Consider the following 18,896-nt stretch of genomic DNA (forward strand, 5'->3'; position numbering starts at 1 on the left):
CAAAGATTAGCGGTTTCTTATTTTCAATATTAAACATCAATATTTTGTATTTAATTTATATTTAACACAAAATATGTATTTTTATTTGACTTGCAGGCTCATTGAGACTAAGTTGCACGAAATTTTAAAATCCAAGGATTAGGATTTATGACGACTTCAGAACTCACACACTTAAAACAACTCGAAGCTGAAAGCATTCACATTATCCGTGAAGTGGCCGCTGAATTTGAAAATCCGGTGATGCTTTATTCTATTGGTAAAGATTCCGCTGTGATGCTGCATTTGGCACGCAAGGCGTTTTATCCTTCCAAGCCTCCGTTTCCGCTTATGCATGTGGATACGACGTGGAAGTTCAAGGAAATGATTGAGTTTCGCGATCGAATTGCGCATGAATATGGTTTTGATCTGATTATTCATATTAATGAAGAGGGTGTGAAGCAGGGTATTGGTCCTTTTACGCATGGTTCTTCCATGCATACCGATGTGATGAAGACGGAAAGTCTCAAGCAAGCCTTGAACAAATATAAGTTTGACGCAGCTTTTGGTGGGGCGCGTCGTGATGAAGAAAAGTCCCGTGCCAAGGAACGTGTTTTTTCATTCCGGTCTGAAAACCACCGTTGGGATCCCAAGAATCAGCGCCCGGAATTGTGGAATGTCTATAATGCACGGGTGAAACCAGGTGAAAGCATTCGTGCTTTTCCTCTGTCCAATTGGACGGAGCTGGATATCTGGCAGTATATCTACAAAGAGAATATTCCCATTGTCCCGCTTTATTATGCCAAGGAACGTCCTGTTGTGGAACGTGATGGCATGCTGATTATGGTCGATGATGACCGTATGCCGCTGGACCCAGGTGAAACGCCGATGATGAAATCTGTGCGCTTCCGCACCCTTGGCTGTTATCCCCTGACCGGTGCAGTTGAATCTGAAGCGGCCACTTTGCCGGAAATTATTCAGGAAATGCTACTGACCCGCACGTCTGAGCGTCAAGGTCGTATGATTGATCATGACCAAGCTGGTTCCATGGAAAAGAAAAAACAAGAAGGGTACTTCTAATGGCCCACCAAGATACACTTATTGCCGAAGATATTCTGGCCTATCTCAAGGCACAGGAAGAAAAAAGCCTGCTGCGTTTTATCACGTGTGGTTCTGTAGATGATGGGAAATCCACTCTGATTGGCCGTCTCCTCTGGGATTCAAAACTGATTTTTGAAGACCAGCTCGCAGCTCTTGAATCTGACTCCAAAAAAGTTGGGACCCAAGGCGGTGATATTGATTACGCCCTGTTAATGGATGGCTTGCAGGCTGAACGGGAACAAGGCATTACCATTGATGTGGCCTATCGCTTCTTTTCCACAGACAAGCGTAAATTCATCGTGGCCGATACGCCGGGTCATGAACAATATACCCGTAATATGGCAACGGGCGCCTCCAATGCTGATGTGGCCGTGATTTTGGTAGATGCGCGCAAAGGTATCTTAACGCAGACGAAACGACATAGCTATATTGTGTCCTTGGTGGGGATTCGTAAGGTTGTTGTCGCCATCAATAAGATGGATCTGATTGAGTATAATCAGGAAAAATATGACGCCATTGAAGAAGCTTACCGTGAGTTTGCAGCCGATCTGGGCTTTGATAATATTACCTGTGTGCCCATTTCTGCCCTTAAAGGCGATAATATCATTGAACCAAGTGCCCATACCCACTGGTATCATGGCCCCACTTTAATGAGCTATCTGGAAACGGTGCAGGTCGCATCTGACTTAAAAGATAAACCTTTCCGCCTGCCCGTACAATGGGTGAACCGTCCCAACCTTGATTTTCGGGGGTTTAGCGGTACGATTGAAGCAGGGACCATCAAGCCGGGGGATGAAATTGCGGTTCCGGCTTCTGGTCAGACCTCGATTGTCGATAAAATTGTTACTATGGATGGTAATCTTGAGGAAGCAGGCGCAGGGCAGGCTGTCACTGTCACTCTGAAAGATGAAATTGATATTTCACGGGGTGATATGTTGGTGGATGCCAAGGCACGCCCGGATTTTGCCGATCAGTTTGAAGCTAAAGTCATCTGGATGCACGATGAAGCGCTCTTGCCGGGGCGCTCTTATCTGATCAAGTTTGGTTCACAATCGGCGGGTGCTCAGATCAGTGAACTCAAATACAAAGTCAACGTGAATAGTCTGGAACATACGGCAACAAAGACATTGGACCTCAATGAAGTTGGTGTCTGTAATATTGCGCTGGATCGCAGTGTTGCCTTTGATCCATATATTGAAAGCCAAGGGACAGGCCGTTTCATTCTGATTGACCGTTACACAAACGCAACGGTTGGTGTCGGTATGATTGACCATGTGTTGCGTCGGGCAACCAATGTGCATTGGCAATCCATGGATATTGGCAAGCAACAACGCGCTGAACGTAAGGGTCAAAAAGCATGTGTACTGTGGTTCACGGGCCTATCTGGTTCTGGAAAATCCACTATTGCCAACCTGGTAGAAAAGAAACTTCATTCACTACATAAACATACTTATACCCTGGATGGGGATAATGTTCGCCATGGTTTGAATAAGGATCTGGGCTTTAGTGATGCCGATCGGGTGGAAAATATCCGCCGCATTGGTGAAACGGCAAAACTGTTTGTTGATGCCGGTATGATCACCATTACGTCCTTCATCTCACCGTTCCAGTCTGAACGTAAAATGGCACGGGACCTGCTGGAAGAAGGGGAATTTATCGAAATTTTTGTCGATACACCACTAGAGATTTGTGAAGAACGCGATGTCAAAGGGCTCTATGCCAAAGCCCGTTCAGGTGACTTGCCAAACTTCACGGGTATTTCTTCGCCTTATGAAAGACCTGAAAAGCCTGAAATTCATCTGGATGGGGCAACTCTGAATGCTGAAGAAGCGGCCGAAGCCGTTGTTCAGAAGCTGGAAGATTTAGGAATCTTAGGAGTTTGGTTCCCTGAAATTTAATACATAGATACACTTTAAAAGCGGTCTTTGAGAAATCAGAGACCGCTTTTTTTCTCCCCCATCTTGCCCTGATTCTATGAACCTGATAGGTATGAAGTAAGAAAAACAAAAATATTTGGTTTCAGCTGCGTCGAGAGTGGTTATGTCTTTGTCCAACAAAGAAAATATTCATGAGCCCCCACTATGGCACCAGTGGCTGAATAAAATTCGCGCCCTGACCTATCGCTCCCCACTTTATCTCATTACATTAAAAAAACGCAAACAACTGGAAATTGACCTTGTTCCCGGTGTTTTGTTCGATATTCGGGTTGGGCATGGACGGTCCCTGAAATCAGGGAATTTTCCTTTTGCCGGACGCATTTATCAAAGTACAGGCCAGCCTTGGTCAACAGCACAAGATGACTTGGCTTGGCAACGTTGGGTCCATGGCTTCGGCTGGTTGGGGGATTTGTGTGAATATGATGACCCGGAAGCCCTGCCCAAGGCACGTGAATATGTGCAAAGCTGGCTTGATTTGCATGGCGTCTGGACCCCGCTTGCCTGGCGTTCAGACGTGATTGGCAACCGTTTGGTCGCCTGGATGTGTCATGCACGTACGCTCGCCAAAGATGCGGATGCAGATTTCATTCATTCTTTTTACACCAGCCTGTCTTTACAAGCTTCACATTTATCGCGGTCCTATTTTAATGATTTGCGCGGATATGCTTTATTAAAAGCTTTGCGCGGGCAGCTTTACGCCTGTTTTTTCATAAAGGATTTAAAACGGCGAGGGGAAAAGCCACTTAATCGCCTGGCGAATGAGTTCGACAAGCAGGTTCTACCTGATGGGGGACATATTTCGCGTTGTCCTCAAACCACATTGGACGTCTTGCGTCTTGCCCTTGAACTGGTTGATGTGTTTGAGGCCATGAATATTGAATGTCCTAAGGCCATTCGCCTGTGTATTGATCGTATGGCCCCGATGATCCGTACCATGTTACATCAAGATGGCGGATTAGCATTATTCCATGGGGGACAGGAAGGCAATACTCAGGAAATTGAAGCTTTACTGGATCGAACTGGAAACCAGGGCAAACCCTTAAGTGATGCCCGCCATACCGGCTTTCAACGGGTCGAAGCTGGGAAAACTGTTTTACTCATGGATGTAGACAGCCCACCGGACATACACACCCACCCTTTTGGTCATGCTGCCCCTCTCAGTATGGAGGTAAGCTATGATCAGGACCGTTTATTGGTGAATTGTGGCTCTGTTTTAGGTGGTGATCCCAATTGGCAAGAAGCTCTTTCTGCCACAGCTGCCCATAATACCCTGACAGTAGATGAAAAAAATTGTATGTCTCTGGTCCACGGTGGAGGCATTCAACCTCAAAATATTACGGTATCGTATCAACGCATTGAAGAAAACGGCGAAGTTCTGATCCATGCCAATCATGATGCGTATAAAGAAACATTTGGCCTGATCCATGCCCGTAGTGTTTATGTTAATAAAACCGGTGATGATATCCGGGTTGAAGATAAACTTACCGGCATGGGGGGAAGTTCCTATGCCATCAGCCTGCATCTCCACCCTGATACCCATGCTTCCTTGGTACAAGATGGGCAGGCTGTTTTGTTAAAAATGCAAAACGGTATGGGCTGGCACCTGCGTGTACAGGGCGGAAAGCTGGATATGCGTGAAAGTATCTACGTTGGTCAGCCCGGCGATATGCGCCATACGGATCAAATTTTGATCCAGGGACCTTTACGTGGCGAGGGGGCTGTTGTGAAGTGGCGCCTGAGCCGGGTGGGGTGATTTATTTATCCTAGTTTATTATGTTTAAGTTCTGGCACCATTGTCTGAACATAGTCAAGGGCCGTACTGATTTCCTTAGAAAGACAAAGTTGTTCCAATTGTTTCAGTTCAGATTGAAGTTTTTCACAATTGCGGACCCGAGGTGTTGCGATCATCACACCTGTCAGTTCAGATGGTGTCGGGGGTTCATCACCATGGAAGATTTCTTCAAAAAGCTTTTCACCGGGGCGCAAACCAGTGAATGTGATATCTATATCTTTATAGGGCTCAAGACCAGATAGACGGACCATTTGTTCAGCCAGATGTAAAATCTTGACGGGCTCTCCCATATCCAAAACACAGATTTTACCGTCAAGGGAATGATCTTTCTGCGTGAGAACAGCCGCTTGAAGGACCAATTCAACAGCCTCACGCACGGTCATAAAGTAACGTGTCATTTCTTCATGGGTAACAGTTAAAGGCCCGCCCAGATTCATCTGTTTCTGGAATAAGGGAACAACAGACCCTGTTGAGCCCAAAACATTACCAAACCGTACAGTGGTGAAACGACAGGAAAGTTGTTTGAGGTCCAAAGCTTGGGCATAACTTTCTGCAATGCGTTTGGTTGCCCCCATAATATTGGTAGGATTAACAGCCTTATCGGTAGAGATTTGAACCATAGCCTGCACGTTATGAGTAACACAAGCATCAGCGACGTTACGGGTCCCGATGGCATTGGTTAAAATACCTTCCAGTGGGTTTTCTTCAACCAATGGCACATGTTTAAGTGCGGCTGCGTGAAAGACAAGATCTGGCTTTGTTTCTTCAAAAATATGATGAAGACGGCTGGCTTCGCGAATATTACAGATGAGTGCCTGACGTTTAATGTCTGGAAATTTCCGAGAGACCTCCATATCAATGGAATAAAGTGCATATTCTGAGGCTTCTAAGAGCAAGACTGCGCTTGGGGAAAAACTACAAATCTGGCGAACCAACTCACTTCCGATGGAACCACCTGCACCTGTTATGAGGACGCGTTTGCCTTGAACAAGGGATTTAGGCAAAGATTTGTCCAATGCTTTTTGTGGTCGACCAAGGAGGTCCTCCACATCAATGGGGCGAACTTGAATTTGATCTGTACTACTTGATTTCAGTTCCGTCATTTTTGGCATTCGGGATAAAGGAATCCCAAGTTCTTCTGACAAATCATAAAGCTGCCTGACTTTTTCCCCCGGCCAGTCTTCTTTTGTAAGTACAAGACGCTGAGGTTTTTCCCCTTGTTGTTCTAATCTTTTAATAATCTCAGGAAGATCATCAACCAATCCAAGAACAGGGGTACCCTGAATATCAAGCCCGAGACGTGTTTTTTTCTCTGCTGCCAAACCAAGTGGAATATAGGGAGTGGTGGGATAGCGCCTTATGGCCCGTAAAAAAAGGTCTGCTTCGTCTCCTGCTCCAATCAATAAAATAGGTACAGTGCGAATATCCCCAGCAACATGAGTAAGATCAAAATGTCGGTCTTTGATTATTCGATAGATAAAACGTGGTCCTCCTAATAGGGCCATTAAAACAAACCAATTGATAAGAGGAATAGAACGAGGAAGCTCTTCAAGGCGCGTTGCCATAAATAGGACAAGGGCAATAATCAGTACTGCAAGACTGGTTGATTTCGTAATGGCAACTAAATCTCGGATGGAGGCATAGCGCCAAACTCCGCGATATAGCCCCATCAAATAGAAAACAAGTGCTGCAACACAGGCACTGATCACGGTCCCTGTTGTTAAAAAAGACACATTATCAAATGCCTGTTCCCCGAGCCTTAAATAAAGGGCAATCACAAAAGACAACCCAGCCATAAAAATATCATGGCTGAAAGCGACCATTGCACGTAAGCTGAATTGTCTTTTCTGAAAGAACATCATGATTAGGCATTCATTTGATTAGGTTCTACTGAGTTGAGTAACCTGTTTTGAAAATGACTGCAACCGTTATGCTTCTTTTTTAGGAGCAGAGCAACTGAGTTCAATTGCTTGATCAACAGACACAGGGGGCTGCCAACCTAACTTGCTTTGTAAAGGTGTGCTATCGACCTGTAGATACTGGGTTAAACGCCCTACTTGGTCCTGTTTGCCTAATACTTTTGCAATGAGTTCCATCCACTTAGCTGGAATGTTAATCAGTTTTGCTTTGTGGCCTTGTGCAAAACAAAGTTTCTCATAGAGTTGACGAACAGAGAGGTCATGGCCGTCAGAAATCAAAAAAGTTTGGTTGGCTGCTTGTGGATGTGTGAGACATATTTTGATGCAATCACATAGATTGTCGATAAAAACATAACTTCTTAAATTATTTAAAGAACCAAAAGGGACTGGCCAGCCCTTTGTTGCCAAGTTTTGTAATCGCTTAAAGTTTGCTTTTACCCCTGGCCCATAAATAAGAGACGGTCGTATGATACAGACTTCCATATTACTCTTTGCAGCTATGGCATTTAAAGCTTGCTCTGCTTCCCATTTGGATTGCCCATATGGATCCTCAGTATGAGGGCGATCACTATTTTTAAAAGGGAAATTTGGGGAGGAACTTTCACCATTAACCTTAATTGAACTTAAGAAAATAAATCTCTTAACGCCATGTTGGGCAGCCTGGTCAGCAAGCTGGCGTGTACCTTCAACATTGGTTTTGCGGAATTCCTCTAATGGGTTATCTGCAATATCATTCATAATATGGACCCGTGCAGCACAATGAACAACGATATCAATATTTTTGAGAGCATCTTGCCAGTTTGTATCGTTATTAATATCTCCAATATTAATATATTCAATTTTTTGATTGTGTGTATGGGGGGGGCGTCTCGTTGAACCTCGTACTGAAATGGATTGCTCATTCAAAAATTGACAAAGACGCGAACCGACGAACCCGGTTGCACCAGTGACTAATACACGTGTCATTGTTTTTTCCTTGTGGCAAAGAAGTACAATAAGGAAAAGGTTGCTAATAAGCCAAGGAAGAAGGCAACAAGGCCATTTGTAATGCTGTAGAGAGCCAATCCTAATAAGGCAATGTTAAGCGCAGTAATAGAAAGAACAACACGGTTATGCGCTATTCCGGCTTGAGTGGCCTGTTGATAGAAATGTTCACGATGGGCTTGCCATATTTTTTCTTTTCGAAATGCTCGTTTAAGTAAAGTAATGGTTGCATCGGACAAATGATATAAAGGTAAAATAAGGGCGACAAAAACAAATCCTTCACCGGCAAGGTGAATTAACATCCAGCCCAGAAGGTAGCCAATTGGTATACTGCCGACATCACCCATAAAAATTTTAGCTTTATGCCAGTTCCATTTTAAGAAGCCTAGAGAGGCCCCTCCAAGAGCGAGGCTAATAAATTGTAATTGCGGACTTAGAGTATAGAGCGTTGAAACAATGACGACACCTAAAGTAATTGTAATGATTTCAACACCACTAATGCCATCAATACCATCCATAAAATTAAAAAGATTGATGAACCAAACCCAGGCTAAGCCGAGTAAAATTTTCTCTATTGCAATTGGTAAAAAACCACCAAGATAACCAAACTCAGGTGCAGGCATGAAAAATAGCGTTAAACCGACGGCACAGGTTTGAGTTAAAAAACGTATCCCAGGGCCAAGAGAACGTAAGTCATCAACCCAAGATAAGCTTGCTAGTAAAAGTGTACTGAATATAACAGGCCATAAAATAAGTTCGTTATTTTTAAATATGGTCGCAACGATAGCCATTGCCGATAAGGCGATAGCGACAATTGCGATACCGCCACCACGAGGCGTTGGTGTTGAATGGCTACTGCGTTCATTAGGGTGGTCAAGAATGGCTTTTTTATGGAGGTATTTTAGAACAACCCCCGTTGCAAAGAGGCCCCCACATGTACTCAATGCAAAAATACTGACAAAATATAAATAGGTCATAAGCAACACATAAAATGTAAAAGTCAGAATTTGATCTGACAAAGTTGAATTATCGCACAGAAAGAATATTTGAGGTCGTTTTGTCCGATTGTGACATCAGGTTATCAAGATTTTTCTCAATAGCCAAATGTGGACTGGTACAGAAAAATTGGTGTGTGTCTCACTCACTTAGGAAGCCCTTCTCTCAAATTTAATCGGGCTGAGGCCCTTCAGGTATGAAGGGCGACGGTGAGCATTGTAAAACCCATTTATGTATTTGAACAATTCCTTTTTGGCCTGATCGCGTGTTTGGAAGGCAATTTTCCAAATTATTTCCGCTTTCAAGGTTTTGAAGAAGGTTTCCACAACGGCATTATCGTAACAATTTTCTTTGCCAGACATCGACTGTTTGAACTTGTATTTTCCAGCATTTTACGGAATTTGTTTGAGCAATATTGGCTGCCATGATCTGAATGGAAGATTACGTCAAGCAAAATAGCGATTTTGTGAAACGCTTATCACACGGCAGAGTCCTGTAATGCTGTGGTTTTCGCGGTGTTGTTGGACAAACTGGAATTTCACGGTTTTTGGCTCGCAAAGTACCGGACTGCCTTTTTTAAGATGTCCCTCTCCTCCCGCAGTTCATAAATCTCGCGGCGTAGTAGGGACAATTTCTTTTAAACCTCATCATTTGGCTCTGCCGTTTCTTCTTTACGATATTGAGAAACCCAACGGTTCAAACTGCCGACACTAACACCAAAATCGGCAACAACAACTTTACGCAGTTGGTTGCTGCTTAAAGCAATGCGGGCTGCTTCTTCTCTAAATACAGGGGGCGTTTGCGACTCATTATATTCTCCTGTAGTCTGTATAATTTACTCAGGAGACACGTTCCACTTTTTTTTAAGTACGAGTCCATTGCATAACTTTTCTGAAAAATGTAGAAGACTAACCTACTCTTATAGCTCAAGCTATATAGCTTTTTTATATGTGAGCAAAACAACAGTTTTTAAATCTCCATAATTTAGATGAGTATGTCATGAACGCTAAGAAAATTCTTGTTACAGGTGCAGATGGTTTTATTGGTTCACATTTAACTGAATTACTTATTAGCCAAGGGCATGACGTACGCGCATTGTGCTACTATAACTCATTTGGTCAATTTGGTTGGCTTGACCAATGTGCCCCAAATATAAAGAAACAGTTTGAACCTATTTTAGGTGATATTCGTGATCCTGTTTTAGTACGAAATGCCGTTAAAGGGTGTGATGTAGTATTACACTTAGCTGCCCTCATTGGTATCCCCTACTCATATGTGGCACCAAATTCATATATTGACACAAATATATCAGGCACCTTGAATGTATTACAGGCTGTTCGAGATTACGATGTAGGGCGTATGGTACATACCTCAACGAGTGAGGTTTATGGCACGGCTCAATTTGTCCCAATTACTGAAGAACACCCCTTAGTTGGCCAATCACCTTATTCGGCTTCTAAAATCGGAGCCGATCAATTAGCTATATCATATTATCGGTCTTTTCAAACGCCCGTTACAATTATGCGCCCATTTAACACCTATGGTCCACGTCAATCAGCTCGTGCAGTGATTCCAACAATCATTTCTCAAATTTTGGATAATGATGGGCCAATTAGATTAGGCTCTCTTACTCCAACAAGAGATTTTAATTTTGTTAAAGATATTGCACGAGGTTTTATCGAAATGGGGTTAAGTTCTAAAGCTGCTGGTGATGTTATCAACTTTAGTTCAAACTTTGAAATATCCATTAAGCAACTTATTGAAACTATAAAAACCATTACTGGTAAGGAAGTTGAAATTATTGCAGACAATGATCGTATACGCCCAAAAGATAGTGAAGTGGAACGGTTATGGGGCTGTAATAAGAAGGCTGAAGAAATTATTGGCTGGAAACCAGAATATAGTGGCCTTGCTGGTTTCCAAAAAGGAATTGAAGAAACAATTGAATGGTTCTCTGATCCCCAAAATCAAAAAACATATAAATCAGATCATTATAATATATAACAAGCAATAATAATGTCTAATCTACCTGCTTCCATACTTAATGCCTTAAGAACGGTTCTTCCAAACCCTGATACTTTTTATCCGTTACACGAACCAGAATTTTCGCTTGAAACGTGGAACTTGCTAAAAGAGTGCCTTGATAGTGGTTGGGTAAGTTCAGTTGGTAAATATGTGGATCAATTTGAAGAACAATTTTGTGATATAACTGGAGCGCAATATGCTATTGCTACAACGAATGGCACTGCAGCTCTTCATCTTGCTCTTCATCTTGCAAAAGTTCAGAGGGATGATGAAGTTATCACGCCAACGTTAACCTTTGTTGCAACTACAAATGCTATCTCTTATTGTGGTGCAGTTCCCCATTTTGTTGATAGTGACCCTATAACTCTCGGAGTTTGCCCAGACAAATTATCTGACTATTTAAATCAAATTGCAGTAATGCGTAATGGGATTTGCTATAATAAAAAAACAAATAGAAATATTACAGCACTAATGGTTGTCCATATCTTTGGAAGACCAGCACAAATTAAAAAGTTAAGAGTTTTGGCTGATAAATGGAACTTAGAACTTATTGAAGATGCTGCAGAAGCTTTAGGTTCAGAAGAGAGTAGTGTTTTTATTGGTTCTAATAGCAAGTTTGCTGCATTTAGCTTTAATGGAAACAAGATCATTACGACTGGAGGTGGTGGTGTATTAGCAACAAGTGATTTTAGTGTTTGGAAAAGAGCTAAGCATTTATCTACGACAGCAAAACAACAACATGCATGGGAATATTCACATGATGAGATTGGGTTTAATTATAGAATGCCAAATATTAATGCGGCAATGGGGTGTGCCCAACTTAACTGTCTCAAAGATTTCTTAAATAGAAAACGTGAATTAAGCAATCATTATCTCAGCGCGTTTCAAAAAGTCAAAGGTATTCAATTTATACAGGAAGCGCCAAATACTAAAATTAATTATTGGCTTAATATATTACAGTTAAACAAACCTAACTTGGAGCTTCGTAATGAAATATTAGAAGTTACAAATAAAAGTAACATTATGACACGACCAATTTGGAATTTAATGCATAATTTGCCAATGTATTCATCCTCACCCCGGATGCATGATTTAAGTACTGCTTCTAACCTTTTTGCTTCTATTATTAACATTCCCTCTAGTCCAAGCCTCATATCCTCAAGACTAAATTAAGTCCTTGCCATTATTTGACAAATATCAAGGTTAGTTCATATTTCCATAATAAAATGAAGCTTAATAACTAATTTTATTCAAAGGTATATAAATGATAAATTGTTTTAATGAAGCGTTAGTTGAAGCCTATAATTCGCGTAAGAAAGAGTATTTTGCAAAAATAGGCTCCCCCCTTTCCTCAGAAAACCCTAAAGTTAATAATGTCGTTAGCACCTTAAAACGAGATGGTCTTTGCGTTATTGAAAATTATTTCGATCATAACGAGGCATTGTCATTAGGGGAAATGTTAGATACATGGCTTGACGATTTAAAAAATGAAAAAAAAATATGGGAAGAAACAATTCATCATTTTGATGATATTGGTCTGACCCGACTTTTGAATGCGCACAAAATTGAAGGTAACATAAAAAGTTTCTTTGAAGATCCTTTTATTTATGAAGTGGCGAAAACATATGCTTGTGAAACAATTGAATCTCGACAAAAAATGTTAGAACGCCGTAAACCAATCAATAAGCATGGACCTGCAGACGATTATCATGTGGATGAAGGTTATTACCACAAGTTTAAAGCTTTTTTATATTTGACAGATGTGTCTGAAAGCACTGCTCCTTTTGATTATTATATAGGTTCTCATGAAGATGCTTCATGGCGTATCCCCAAAGAAATTCAAATGCATGCTTGGGAAACCTATGGCAATGAAGCAACCTTTGGTTGGCGCGGGAACTGCTTTGATAGTCGTGAAATGGATGAAATTATCAAACAAAATAATTACGAACATAAAATATGCACCGCTAAGGCAGGTACTCTTATTTTTGTCGATACCAGAGGCATTCATAAGGCAACAACACCACAAACAGGTGGACGTTTAATGTTAGGAAATTATTTCGAAGTTTCGAGAAAAAAGTTATTTTCTTAGCATCTTAATTATAAAAACTATTATGGAGCTTCGGCTCCATTTTATTTTGGAATATTTATAATGTTTTCTAGTAATTTTAGTTACGCGTTTTATGAAACCATATTACAATACTGTCAAACTAAGGGAGAAATTATCCCTTTGCATAAATTCGATCTGGGTAGCGTAGATCGTAAGACATTTGTTTGGCGACATGATATTGATATTGACTTGAGGGCTGCCGTTAAAATGGCAGAGGTGGAAGCTAAACTCGGTATTAAATCTACTTATATGGTTATTCCTGACTCACCGATTTATGATATTAGTTCCCAAGAAAACAAGTCATATATAAATGAACTTCAAGCGTTAGGGCATGAAGTCGCATTACACTTTGATATTGTTACTGCTGGCGTTACAGATCTCAAAAATAATGAACAATTAGAACAATGCATTCAACGTGATATGGATAAAATTTCATCAATCACAAATAATCGTGTTTTATCAATTTCTTTCCATCGTCCAATTCAATCTTTCTTACATGGGCCTAGTCATATATGTGGTTGTGTTAATGCATATGCTGCAGAACTTATGGATTTTTATATTTCTGATTCAAAAGGAAATTGGCGTTCAGGTAACCCATTAGAAAGATTGAAGAAATTTGATGGTTTACTTGGACAAACATTAACCCATCCGATTTGGTGGTCAGATAAACATTGTTCTCCAGATCTTTCTTTAGAACATTTTTTTCAATACCGTACATGTGATATGTCTTCTTCACAGGTATCAAATTTTGATAGCCTTCTTAGAGAGACAATTCCTGCTGTCAAACGTCAAGGCTTATAATAAAGGAAAAACCATGAAAATTGGGAAACTTGATACCCATTCCGAGTCTTTAAAAAATCGAGTTGATTTACAGAAAAAGCTAAGTTCTTTTGACTTGAACGAATGGATTTTTCAATATCTCTCTCCTTATGCAGGAGCAACATGCCTTGATTTAGGCTGTGGTAGAGGAAACCAAACTCTGGAGATTGCAAAAACCATAGGTGAAAATGGTCATATCACTTCTATTGATTTGTCAAAAGAATCCTTGCAAGCTCTTGAAAAAAGCGCACGTGAACAAGAGACTTTAACTCGTATACACACAATCAATAGTGAATTAGATAATATTGATAAATACTTAGAAAACAAAAAATTTGACCGCGTAGTTGGGAGCTATTCTTTATATTATGTTCGAAACGCAGAGCATATGTTTAAGACTATTCATCAACATCTTAATGATGGTGGGCGTTTTTTCTACTGTGGTCCTTCTCATGAAAATAATATTGAGCTTCGTAATATCATTGCAAGCGTCACGCAAGATAAAAACGTTCTTGAACCAACCGTCGCTTCTAAATTTATGGAAATGGAGAGTCAAATAATTGTCAAAAGTTTATTTAAGAATGTGGAACTCTTTACTTTCAAAAATGAAGTAACCTTTCCATGTATAGAAAGCATTAATACTTATTGGAAAAGTCATAATTTATATAACAAAGAATTTGATGATAAATTCCAAAGGTTGGTAGCTGAATATTTTGATAGAAATGGACAATTCATCAATGTTAAACGTGGTATTGGTGTTCTCGCAATAAAGTAATCTTAATCTGACGATTTCTAATTTACAGTCCCAAAAGAGCAAGTTCGTTCAAGGTAATATAGTTATGCTTAAACTCACAAATAAAGAAATTGTACAACATGTCCAAAACCTCGAGATTTTAGGCTATACGGTTTTAGAAAATTATTTGCCTGATAATGTGGTCCTGAAAATGCGAAAAAAACTGGAACAGCAGAGAGCACTTAATAAAGACAGACATTATCCAGGCTACTCAGAATTACGAAGTAAGGACGAGCAAGTTTTTAACCTTCAAAATAAAGATGTTGATTTCCTACGTTTATTATCAGATTCAAATATAGAAAATATCTTAATGAAACGTATCAATGATGAATATTATCCGGCGCTAGAAGATAATCATCCAAACTATATTCTTGGTGAGTTTATCGCACGTAAAAGTGGAGACCCCCTGCGGCTTCATATTGATTCATGGATGCCTTCAACAGGTAATCATTGCTGGATGATGCAAGTGGTTTTTGCATTGCATGATCGTAACGAGGAAGATGGCTGTACAACATTAGTTCCTGGTAGCCATCGCATTGGTGATTACACTGATCGTGAATTCCCGAATGTTGTTAAAGTGCCAATTAAAGCTGGTGATGTGGTGATGTGGGATAGTCGTTTGTGGCATGGGGCTTTGGCAAATATAAGTGATCAGGATAAATGGGTCTTAATTGCAACTATTCAACGTTGGTGGGTCAAGCAACGTTTTGATATTCCAAATGCTATTCCCAAAAATATTCTTAAAAAACTCACTGATAGAGAAAAAATCTTGTTGGGCTTTGCCTCAAGGCCGCCACTAACAGAATTTGACGGCACTAATGCACGTGGTGGCTATGAGGCCTTGTGATTCCCTAAAAAATCCACTACATCTCATGTAATAATTGAAAGAATTCTAAAGGAATAATTATGGCTGGAGCTAAAGGTGGGGAGTTTAAAGAACTTCTGTCTCCATTTTTGAAAGAAAAGTTAGAACGAGCCAAATGGGATTTCGGTGAAGACAGCAAGGAAGTCTTTGCTATTACACATCAGTATTTGAGAAGTCCTTTAGAAAATTTAATTCAATCACATGAACGTCGCCGCCATTATGAAGCGGAAATGGAAATTGAGTTTGAAGGGCAAAGCCTTATTGGTGTTGAGCGTCTATATCGTCGAACTATTCTCATCGAACCAACAACCGTTTGCGCTGCTCATTGCCGTTGGTGTCTTCGTGGTCAGTACCCTGTTAAGACAATGACGCAGGATGATATTGTTCATGCTGCAAGATATATCGGTAGTCCCCAAAACAAACAAGATATTGATGAAGTGTTGATTACTGGTGGTGATCCGTTAATGTCACAAAAATTGTTAAGTTTTACCCTCCAGGCTTTAACAGATCATGCTCCTAATGTGATTAATGTACGTATTGGTTCCCGTGTTCCGTTTCAGGACCCTAAGAGGATCAACGATGGCCTGATTGCTATTTTTAAGGAATTTAGCCAGTTTAACTTTGAAATCGGCATTAATGTTAATCATCCAATTGAATTTTGGCCAGAGTCTGTTTCTGCGATCAAGAAACTTCAATCTATCGGCGTTACATTTTACAATCAACACCCGCTCTTAAAAGGGGTTAATGATGACATTGAGACTTTAATAGAACTGTATTCCCTTTTACGTAAACATCGTATTGAGGCGCATTATTTCTTTCATGCTATTCCAATGCGTGGCATGCAACACCATCGGACATCTTTGCGCAAAGGTTTAGCACTAGCTAATCAGCTTTCATCTTGCGGACAATTTTCGGGGCGAGCTAAACCAAGATATGCTGTTTTGAGTGATATTGGGAAAATTGTTATTTATCAAGATACAATCGTCGATGAGCACACTGAGGACAATAAACTCTTATTACGCTCTGGCTTTAAATTAGAAGACCGCCAACGTTGGAATCCTAGTTGGCAAAAACCCGATTCTGTTGTTCTCGCAAATGATGGAACAATGATGACTTGGTATCAAGATGGTACAGATAAAACACTGACTGAATTATCGATAGAGCTTGCACAAAATATAAATTTGTAGAGAGTATAAAGCATGGCGAAAAAAAAATGGTCTCTTTCTGATTTAAAAAATGTTTTAGAATATTTCGGCATTCAATCTGGCGATACCTTGTTGGTTCATTCTTCTCTCTTACACATCGGAAAACCAGACGGCGTTAATATGACAGAATATCCTAAACAGACCATTCAATTGTTTAGAGATTATCTTGGTCCTACAGGTACATTTTGCGTACCCTCTGCTTTCTTTAAGTATGGCTCTAAGTCTGAGCCTTTTAATCTCCAAGACTCTCCCGTTGAACGTTTACTAGGTGTGTTACCAAATGTTTTTTTAAATGAAAAAGGATGCCACCGCTCCTCTAACCCTTTCTTTAGTGTGGCAGCAGTCGGGAAGTATGCATCAGAAATTTGTGATAATCATATAGGCTCTCCATTTGGTCAAGGCTCCCCATGGGCAACGATGTATGACCTAAATGCGAAAATGTTATTTTTAGGATGCGGGCTTGAAGCAATGACTTTCACTCGTTTTGTCGAAACTCATTTTGGTGTTCCTTACCTCTACAATAAATTATTTAACACGCCTGTAATTAATTCTGGTGAAAGACTAGATGTTACAATTACAGCTCCTCTTCGCTATCGGCACTTAGACAGTACTTATGATATGTCGACTTTCCATAGGTCTGTCGAGCAATCAGGTTTTTTGAAAAAAGTAGAAATTGGAAAAGGCTTTGCATATTATTGGGATATGCAAACAGCCTATGATATTTGCTCAGATGCTTTGAGAAAAGACATTCACTGTTTTCTTAAGGCAGTACCAAATTATGATCAGCAACAACTCCCACTAACGTAGATTTCGAACATGCTTTTACAACAAGACTTCTTTGAAAAAACGGTTGAGCAATTTCCAGACAATATTGCGGTGGATGATCATGGTGATCAAATCACCTATTTGGGCTTAGACGGAAATTCTAACCAATTAGCACACCTTTTAAAGAAATTAGGTTGTGCTGCTAATGATAGAGTCTGCATATTTACTGAGAAATCGATAAAAGCTTACACAGCAATTTTAGCGACTTTAAAGGCAGGTGGATGTTGGGTGCCGTTAAATAAGGCATTCCCAACTGAGCGAATTAAATTTCTATTTCAAACATTGAAACCCTGCGCCGTTATTTGTGATAGTGCTTCTGTTAAAATTACAGAAGCACTAAAAAGAGAGCTAAAGGCTGAATGGGATATTGTCTATATAGATGAACAAGACATTGATGATCCAGATGATAGTACTCTATCTATAAAAGATTATATTAACTTACCCGCTGAGCGACCATCACGTGCTGAAATTAATAATAATGACTTAGCCTATATTATTTTCACCTCAGGTTCTACAGGTGAGCCCAAAGGGGTTATGGTTCGACATAGTAATACGGTTCTATTTCTGTCTGAATGTCAAAAATTCTTTCAAGTTCAACCTAAAAGTCGTTTTGCCCATTTTTCGGACTTAACGTTTGATCCGTCAGTTTTTGATATGTTTTATTGCTGGGCAAGTGCAGGTACATTGGTACCAATGAATAAAAGAGAGTATAAGATTAATCCTTCTTTGTTTCTCCTTTCTCAGAACATCAACGTTTTATTTACTGTACCTTCTGTTATTTTACAGCTCCAAAATCAGGGAAAGTTGTCCGACCAAGCATTAAAAACACTCAAACATCTTCTTTTAACAGGTGAGGCAGTTCCTGCTCCGTTATTGTGTGCATGGTATGACGAACACCCTGACAGCCAAGTTTATAATATGTATGGAACGACTGAAACGGCTATCATATCTCATTGGTATAAAGTTCCCTCATATATTAAAGCAGGTGATGAAGTTGCTGTTGGTTATCCAATGCCAACCATTCGAGTTATGCTAATGGATGATGGTAAAATTGTTGAGAATGGTCAAATAGGGGAGAGTGTTATCTGCGGAGGCCAATTATCCCCTGGTTATTGGGCAAATGACCAGCAAACCGATACCGTTTTTTCTAGTTATCCAGATCATCCCGACCTTCCTATTAGGGTCTATAAAACAGGTGATTTATTGCGTAAAGATGAGAATGATTTATACTATTATGTAGGGCGACGGGATAATCAGGTTAAAGTTCGCGGTAACCGTGTAGAGCTTGGTGAAGTTGAGCGACATATTATTAATTTTGAAGGTGTTCAAAATGCATGTGTTGTGCCTATTGGGGAAAGCCATGAAAAACGCTTATATGCATATGTGCATTGTGATGAGATGGTAACAAAGAAACAATTAAAACGTCATTTGATACAGTCTATACCTGCATTTATGATTCCTTCCCATTTTCACCTTCAAAATAAATCATTACCACTCAATGCGAATGGTAAGATTGATCGCAAAGAATTAATCGCACAAGTGACAGAAACATGAA

At 40.2% G+C, this 18,896-nt stretch carries 15 protein-coding genes and 1 pseudogene; 12 read left to right on the forward strand and 4 right to left on the reverse strand.

Going from position 1 to position 18,896, the window contains the following annotated elements:
- The first annotated feature begins 147 nt into the window (after window positions 1-147).
- The 3 genes from cysD (at window position 148) to E4K71_RS16500 (ending at window position 4,767) form a co-directional block, all read left to right on the forward strand.
- Window positions 148-1,056, forward strand: a complete 909-nt coding sequence (cysD, locus tag E4K71_RS16490; protein WP_135081439.1) for a sulfate adenylyltransferase subunit CysD — start codon at window positions 148-150, stop codon at window positions 1,054-1,056.
- Window positions 1,056-2,975, forward strand: a complete 1,920-nt coding sequence (gene cysN / locus E4K71_RS16495; RefSeq protein WP_135081441.1) for a sulfate adenylyltransferase subunit CysN — start codon at window positions 1,056-1,058, stop codon at window positions 2,973-2,975. Before cysD ends, cysN begins: the two co-directional genes overlap by 1 nt.
- 142 nt (window positions 2,976-3,117) lie before the next feature.
- Window positions 3,118-4,767: a heparinase II/III family protein gene (locus E4K71_RS16500; protein WP_135081443.1), complete on the forward strand. Its 1,650-nt coding sequence runs from the start codon at window positions 3,118-3,120 to the stop codon at window positions 4,765-4,767.
- 5 nt (window positions 4,768-4,772) lie between these two features.
- Here the strand turns inward: E4K71_RS16500 and E4K71_RS16505 are convergent, their stop codons facing one another.
- From E4K71_RS16505 to E4K71_RS16520, 4 genes and pseudogenes are all read right to left on the reverse strand, one after another.
- Window positions 4,773-6,668, reverse strand: a complete 1,896-nt coding sequence (locus E4K71_RS16505; protein WP_135081445.1) for a nucleoside-diphosphate sugar epimerase/dehydratase — start codon at window positions 6,666-6,668, stop codon at window positions 4,773-4,775.
- Window positions 6,669-6,734: 66 nt separating this feature from the next.
- Complete coding sequence (locus E4K71_RS16510) at window positions 6,735-7,691, reverse strand: SDR family oxidoreductase (protein ID WP_135081447.1); 957 nt, start codon at window positions 7,689-7,691, stop codon at window positions 6,735-6,737.
- Entirely contained in the window at window positions 7,688-8,686 is a 999-nt protein-coding gene (locus E4K71_RS16515) for a glycosyltransferase family 4 protein (protein WP_135081449.1), read from the reverse strand. The genes E4K71_RS16510 and E4K71_RS16515 overlap by 4 nt, the downstream gene beginning before the upstream one ends.
- A gap of 168 nt (window positions 8,687-8,854) precedes the next feature.
- Window positions 8,855-9,537 (reverse strand): annotated as a pseudogene (locus tag E4K71_RS16520) (IS3 family transposase).
- Window positions 9,538-9,704: 167 nt separating this feature from the next.
- On the opposite strand from E4K71_RS16520, the gene E4K71_RS16525 reads away from it, so the two are divergent.
- The 9 genes from E4K71_RS16525 to E4K71_RS16565 all read left to right on the forward strand — a co-directional run bounded on the left by E4K71_RS16525 (window position 9,705) and on the right by E4K71_RS16565 (window position 18,895).
- The gene (locus tag E4K71_RS16525) at window positions 9,705-10,709 is read left to right on the forward strand and encodes an NAD-dependent 4,6-dehydratase LegB (protein ID WP_135081451.1); all 1,005 of its coding nucleotides are present in this window, start codon (window positions 9,705-9,707) and stop codon (window positions 10,707-10,709) included.
- Between the two features lie 12 nt (window positions 10,710-10,721).
- Entirely contained in the window at window positions 10,722-11,903 is a 1,182-nt protein-coding gene (locus E4K71_RS16530; protein ID WP_135081453.1) for a LegC family aminotransferase, read from the forward strand.
- A 91-nt stretch (window positions 11,904-11,994) separates the two neighbouring features.
- Window positions 11,995-12,819, forward strand: a complete 825-nt coding sequence (locus E4K71_RS16535) for a phytanoyl-CoA dioxygenase family protein (RefSeq protein WP_135081455.1) — start codon at window positions 11,995-11,997, stop codon at window positions 12,817-12,819.
- Window positions 12,820-12,879: 60 nt separating this feature from the next.
- The gene (locus E4K71_RS16540) at window positions 12,880-13,638 is read left to right on the forward strand and encodes a hypothetical protein (protein ID WP_135081457.1); all 759 of its coding nucleotides are present in this window, start codon (window positions 12,880-12,882) and stop codon (window positions 13,636-13,638) included.
- 13 nt (window positions 13,639-13,651) lie between these two features.
- Window positions 13,652-14,428, forward strand: coding sequence for a class I SAM-dependent methyltransferase (locus E4K71_RS16545; protein ID WP_135081459.1), 777 nt, complete (start codon window positions 13,652-13,654; stop codon window positions 14,426-14,428).
- A 64-nt stretch (window positions 14,429-14,492) separates the two neighbouring features.
- Window positions 14,493-15,293 carry a phytanoyl-CoA dioxygenase family protein gene (locus E4K71_RS16550; RefSeq protein ID WP_135081461.1) on the forward strand — a complete coding sequence of 267 codons (801 nt, stop codon included), beginning with the start codon at window positions 14,493-14,495 and terminating at the stop codon, window positions 15,291-15,293.
- Between the two features lie 59 nt (window positions 15,294-15,352).
- On the forward strand, window positions 15,353-16,498 hold the full coding sequence (locus tag E4K71_RS16555) for a radical SAM protein (RefSeq protein WP_135081463.1): 1,146 nt from the start codon (window positions 15,353-15,355) through the stop codon (window positions 16,496-16,498).
- A 12-nt stretch (window positions 16,499-16,510) separates the two neighbouring features.
- Window positions 16,511-17,323 carry an AAC(3) family N-acetyltransferase gene (locus E4K71_RS16560; protein ID WP_135081465.1) on the forward strand — a complete coding sequence of 271 codons (813 nt, stop codon included), beginning with the start codon at window positions 16,511-16,513 and terminating at the stop codon, window positions 17,321-17,323.
- Between the two features lie 9 nt (window positions 17,324-17,332).
- A complete protein-coding gene (locus E4K71_RS16565; RefSeq protein ID WP_135081467.1) occupies window positions 17,333-18,895 on the forward strand; it encodes an amino acid adenylation domain-containing protein in 1,563 nt (520 codons plus the stop codon).
- Window position 18,896: the final 1 nt, after the last annotated feature.

Origin of the sequence: Terasakiella sp. SH-1 (assembly GCF_004564135.1) — a bacterium.
Classification (GTDB): Bacteria; Pseudomonadota; Alphaproteobacteria; order Rhodospirillales; family Terasakiellaceae; genus Terasakiella.

Excerpts from the sequence above, each read along its gene's own strand:
- cysD (WP_135081439.1), top strand. The coding sequence starts at position 148 with ATGACGACTTCAGAACTCACACACTTAAAACAACTCGAAGCTGAAAGC.
- cysN (WP_135081441.1), top strand. The coding sequence starts at position 1,056 with ATGGCCCACCAAGATACACTTATTGCCGAAGATATTCTGGCCTATCTC.
- E4K71_RS16500 (WP_135081443.1), top strand. The coding sequence starts at position 3,118 with ATGTCTTTGTCCAACAAAGAAAATATTCATGAGCCCCCACTATGGCAC.
- E4K71_RS16505 (WP_135081445.1), bottom strand. The coding sequence starts at position 6,668 with ATGATGTTCTTTCAGAAAAGACAATTCAGCTTACGTGCAATGGTCGCT.
- E4K71_RS16510 (WP_135081447.1), bottom strand. The coding sequence starts at position 7,691 with ATGACACGTGTATTAGTCACTGGTGCAACCGGGTTCGTCGGTTCGCGT.
- E4K71_RS16515 (WP_135081449.1), bottom strand. The coding sequence starts at position 8,686 with ATGACCTATTTATATTTTGTCAGTATTTTTGCATTGAGTACATGTGGG.
- E4K71_RS16525 (WP_135081451.1), top strand. The coding sequence starts at position 9,705 with ATGAACGCTAAGAAAATTCTTGTTACAGGTGCAGATGGTTTTATTGGT.
- E4K71_RS16530 (WP_135081453.1), top strand. The coding sequence starts at position 10,722 with ATGTCTAATCTACCTGCTTCCATACTTAATGCCTTAAGAACGGTTCTT.
- E4K71_RS16535 (WP_135081455.1), top strand. The coding sequence starts at position 11,995 with ATGATAAATTGTTTTAATGAAGCGTTAGTTGAAGCCTATAATTCGCGT.
- E4K71_RS16540 (WP_135081457.1), top strand. The coding sequence starts at position 12,880 with ATGTTTTCTAGTAATTTTAGTTACGCGTTTTATGAAACCATATTACAA.
- E4K71_RS16545 (WP_135081459.1), top strand. The coding sequence starts at position 13,652 with ATGAAAATTGGGAAACTTGATACCCATTCCGAGTCTTTAAAAAATCGA.
- E4K71_RS16550 (WP_135081461.1), top strand. The coding sequence starts at position 14,493 with ATGCTTAAACTCACAAATAAAGAAATTGTACAACATGTCCAAAACCTC.
- E4K71_RS16555 (WP_135081463.1), top strand. The coding sequence starts at position 15,353 with ATGGCTGGAGCTAAAGGTGGGGAGTTTAAAGAACTTCTGTCTCCATTT.
- E4K71_RS16560 (WP_135081465.1), top strand. The coding sequence starts at position 16,511 with ATGGCGAAAAAAAAATGGTCTCTTTCTGATTTAAAAAATGTTTTAGAA.
- E4K71_RS16565 (WP_135081467.1), top strand. The coding sequence starts at position 17,333 with ATGCTTTTACAACAAGACTTCTTTGAAAAAACGGTTGAGCAATTTCCA.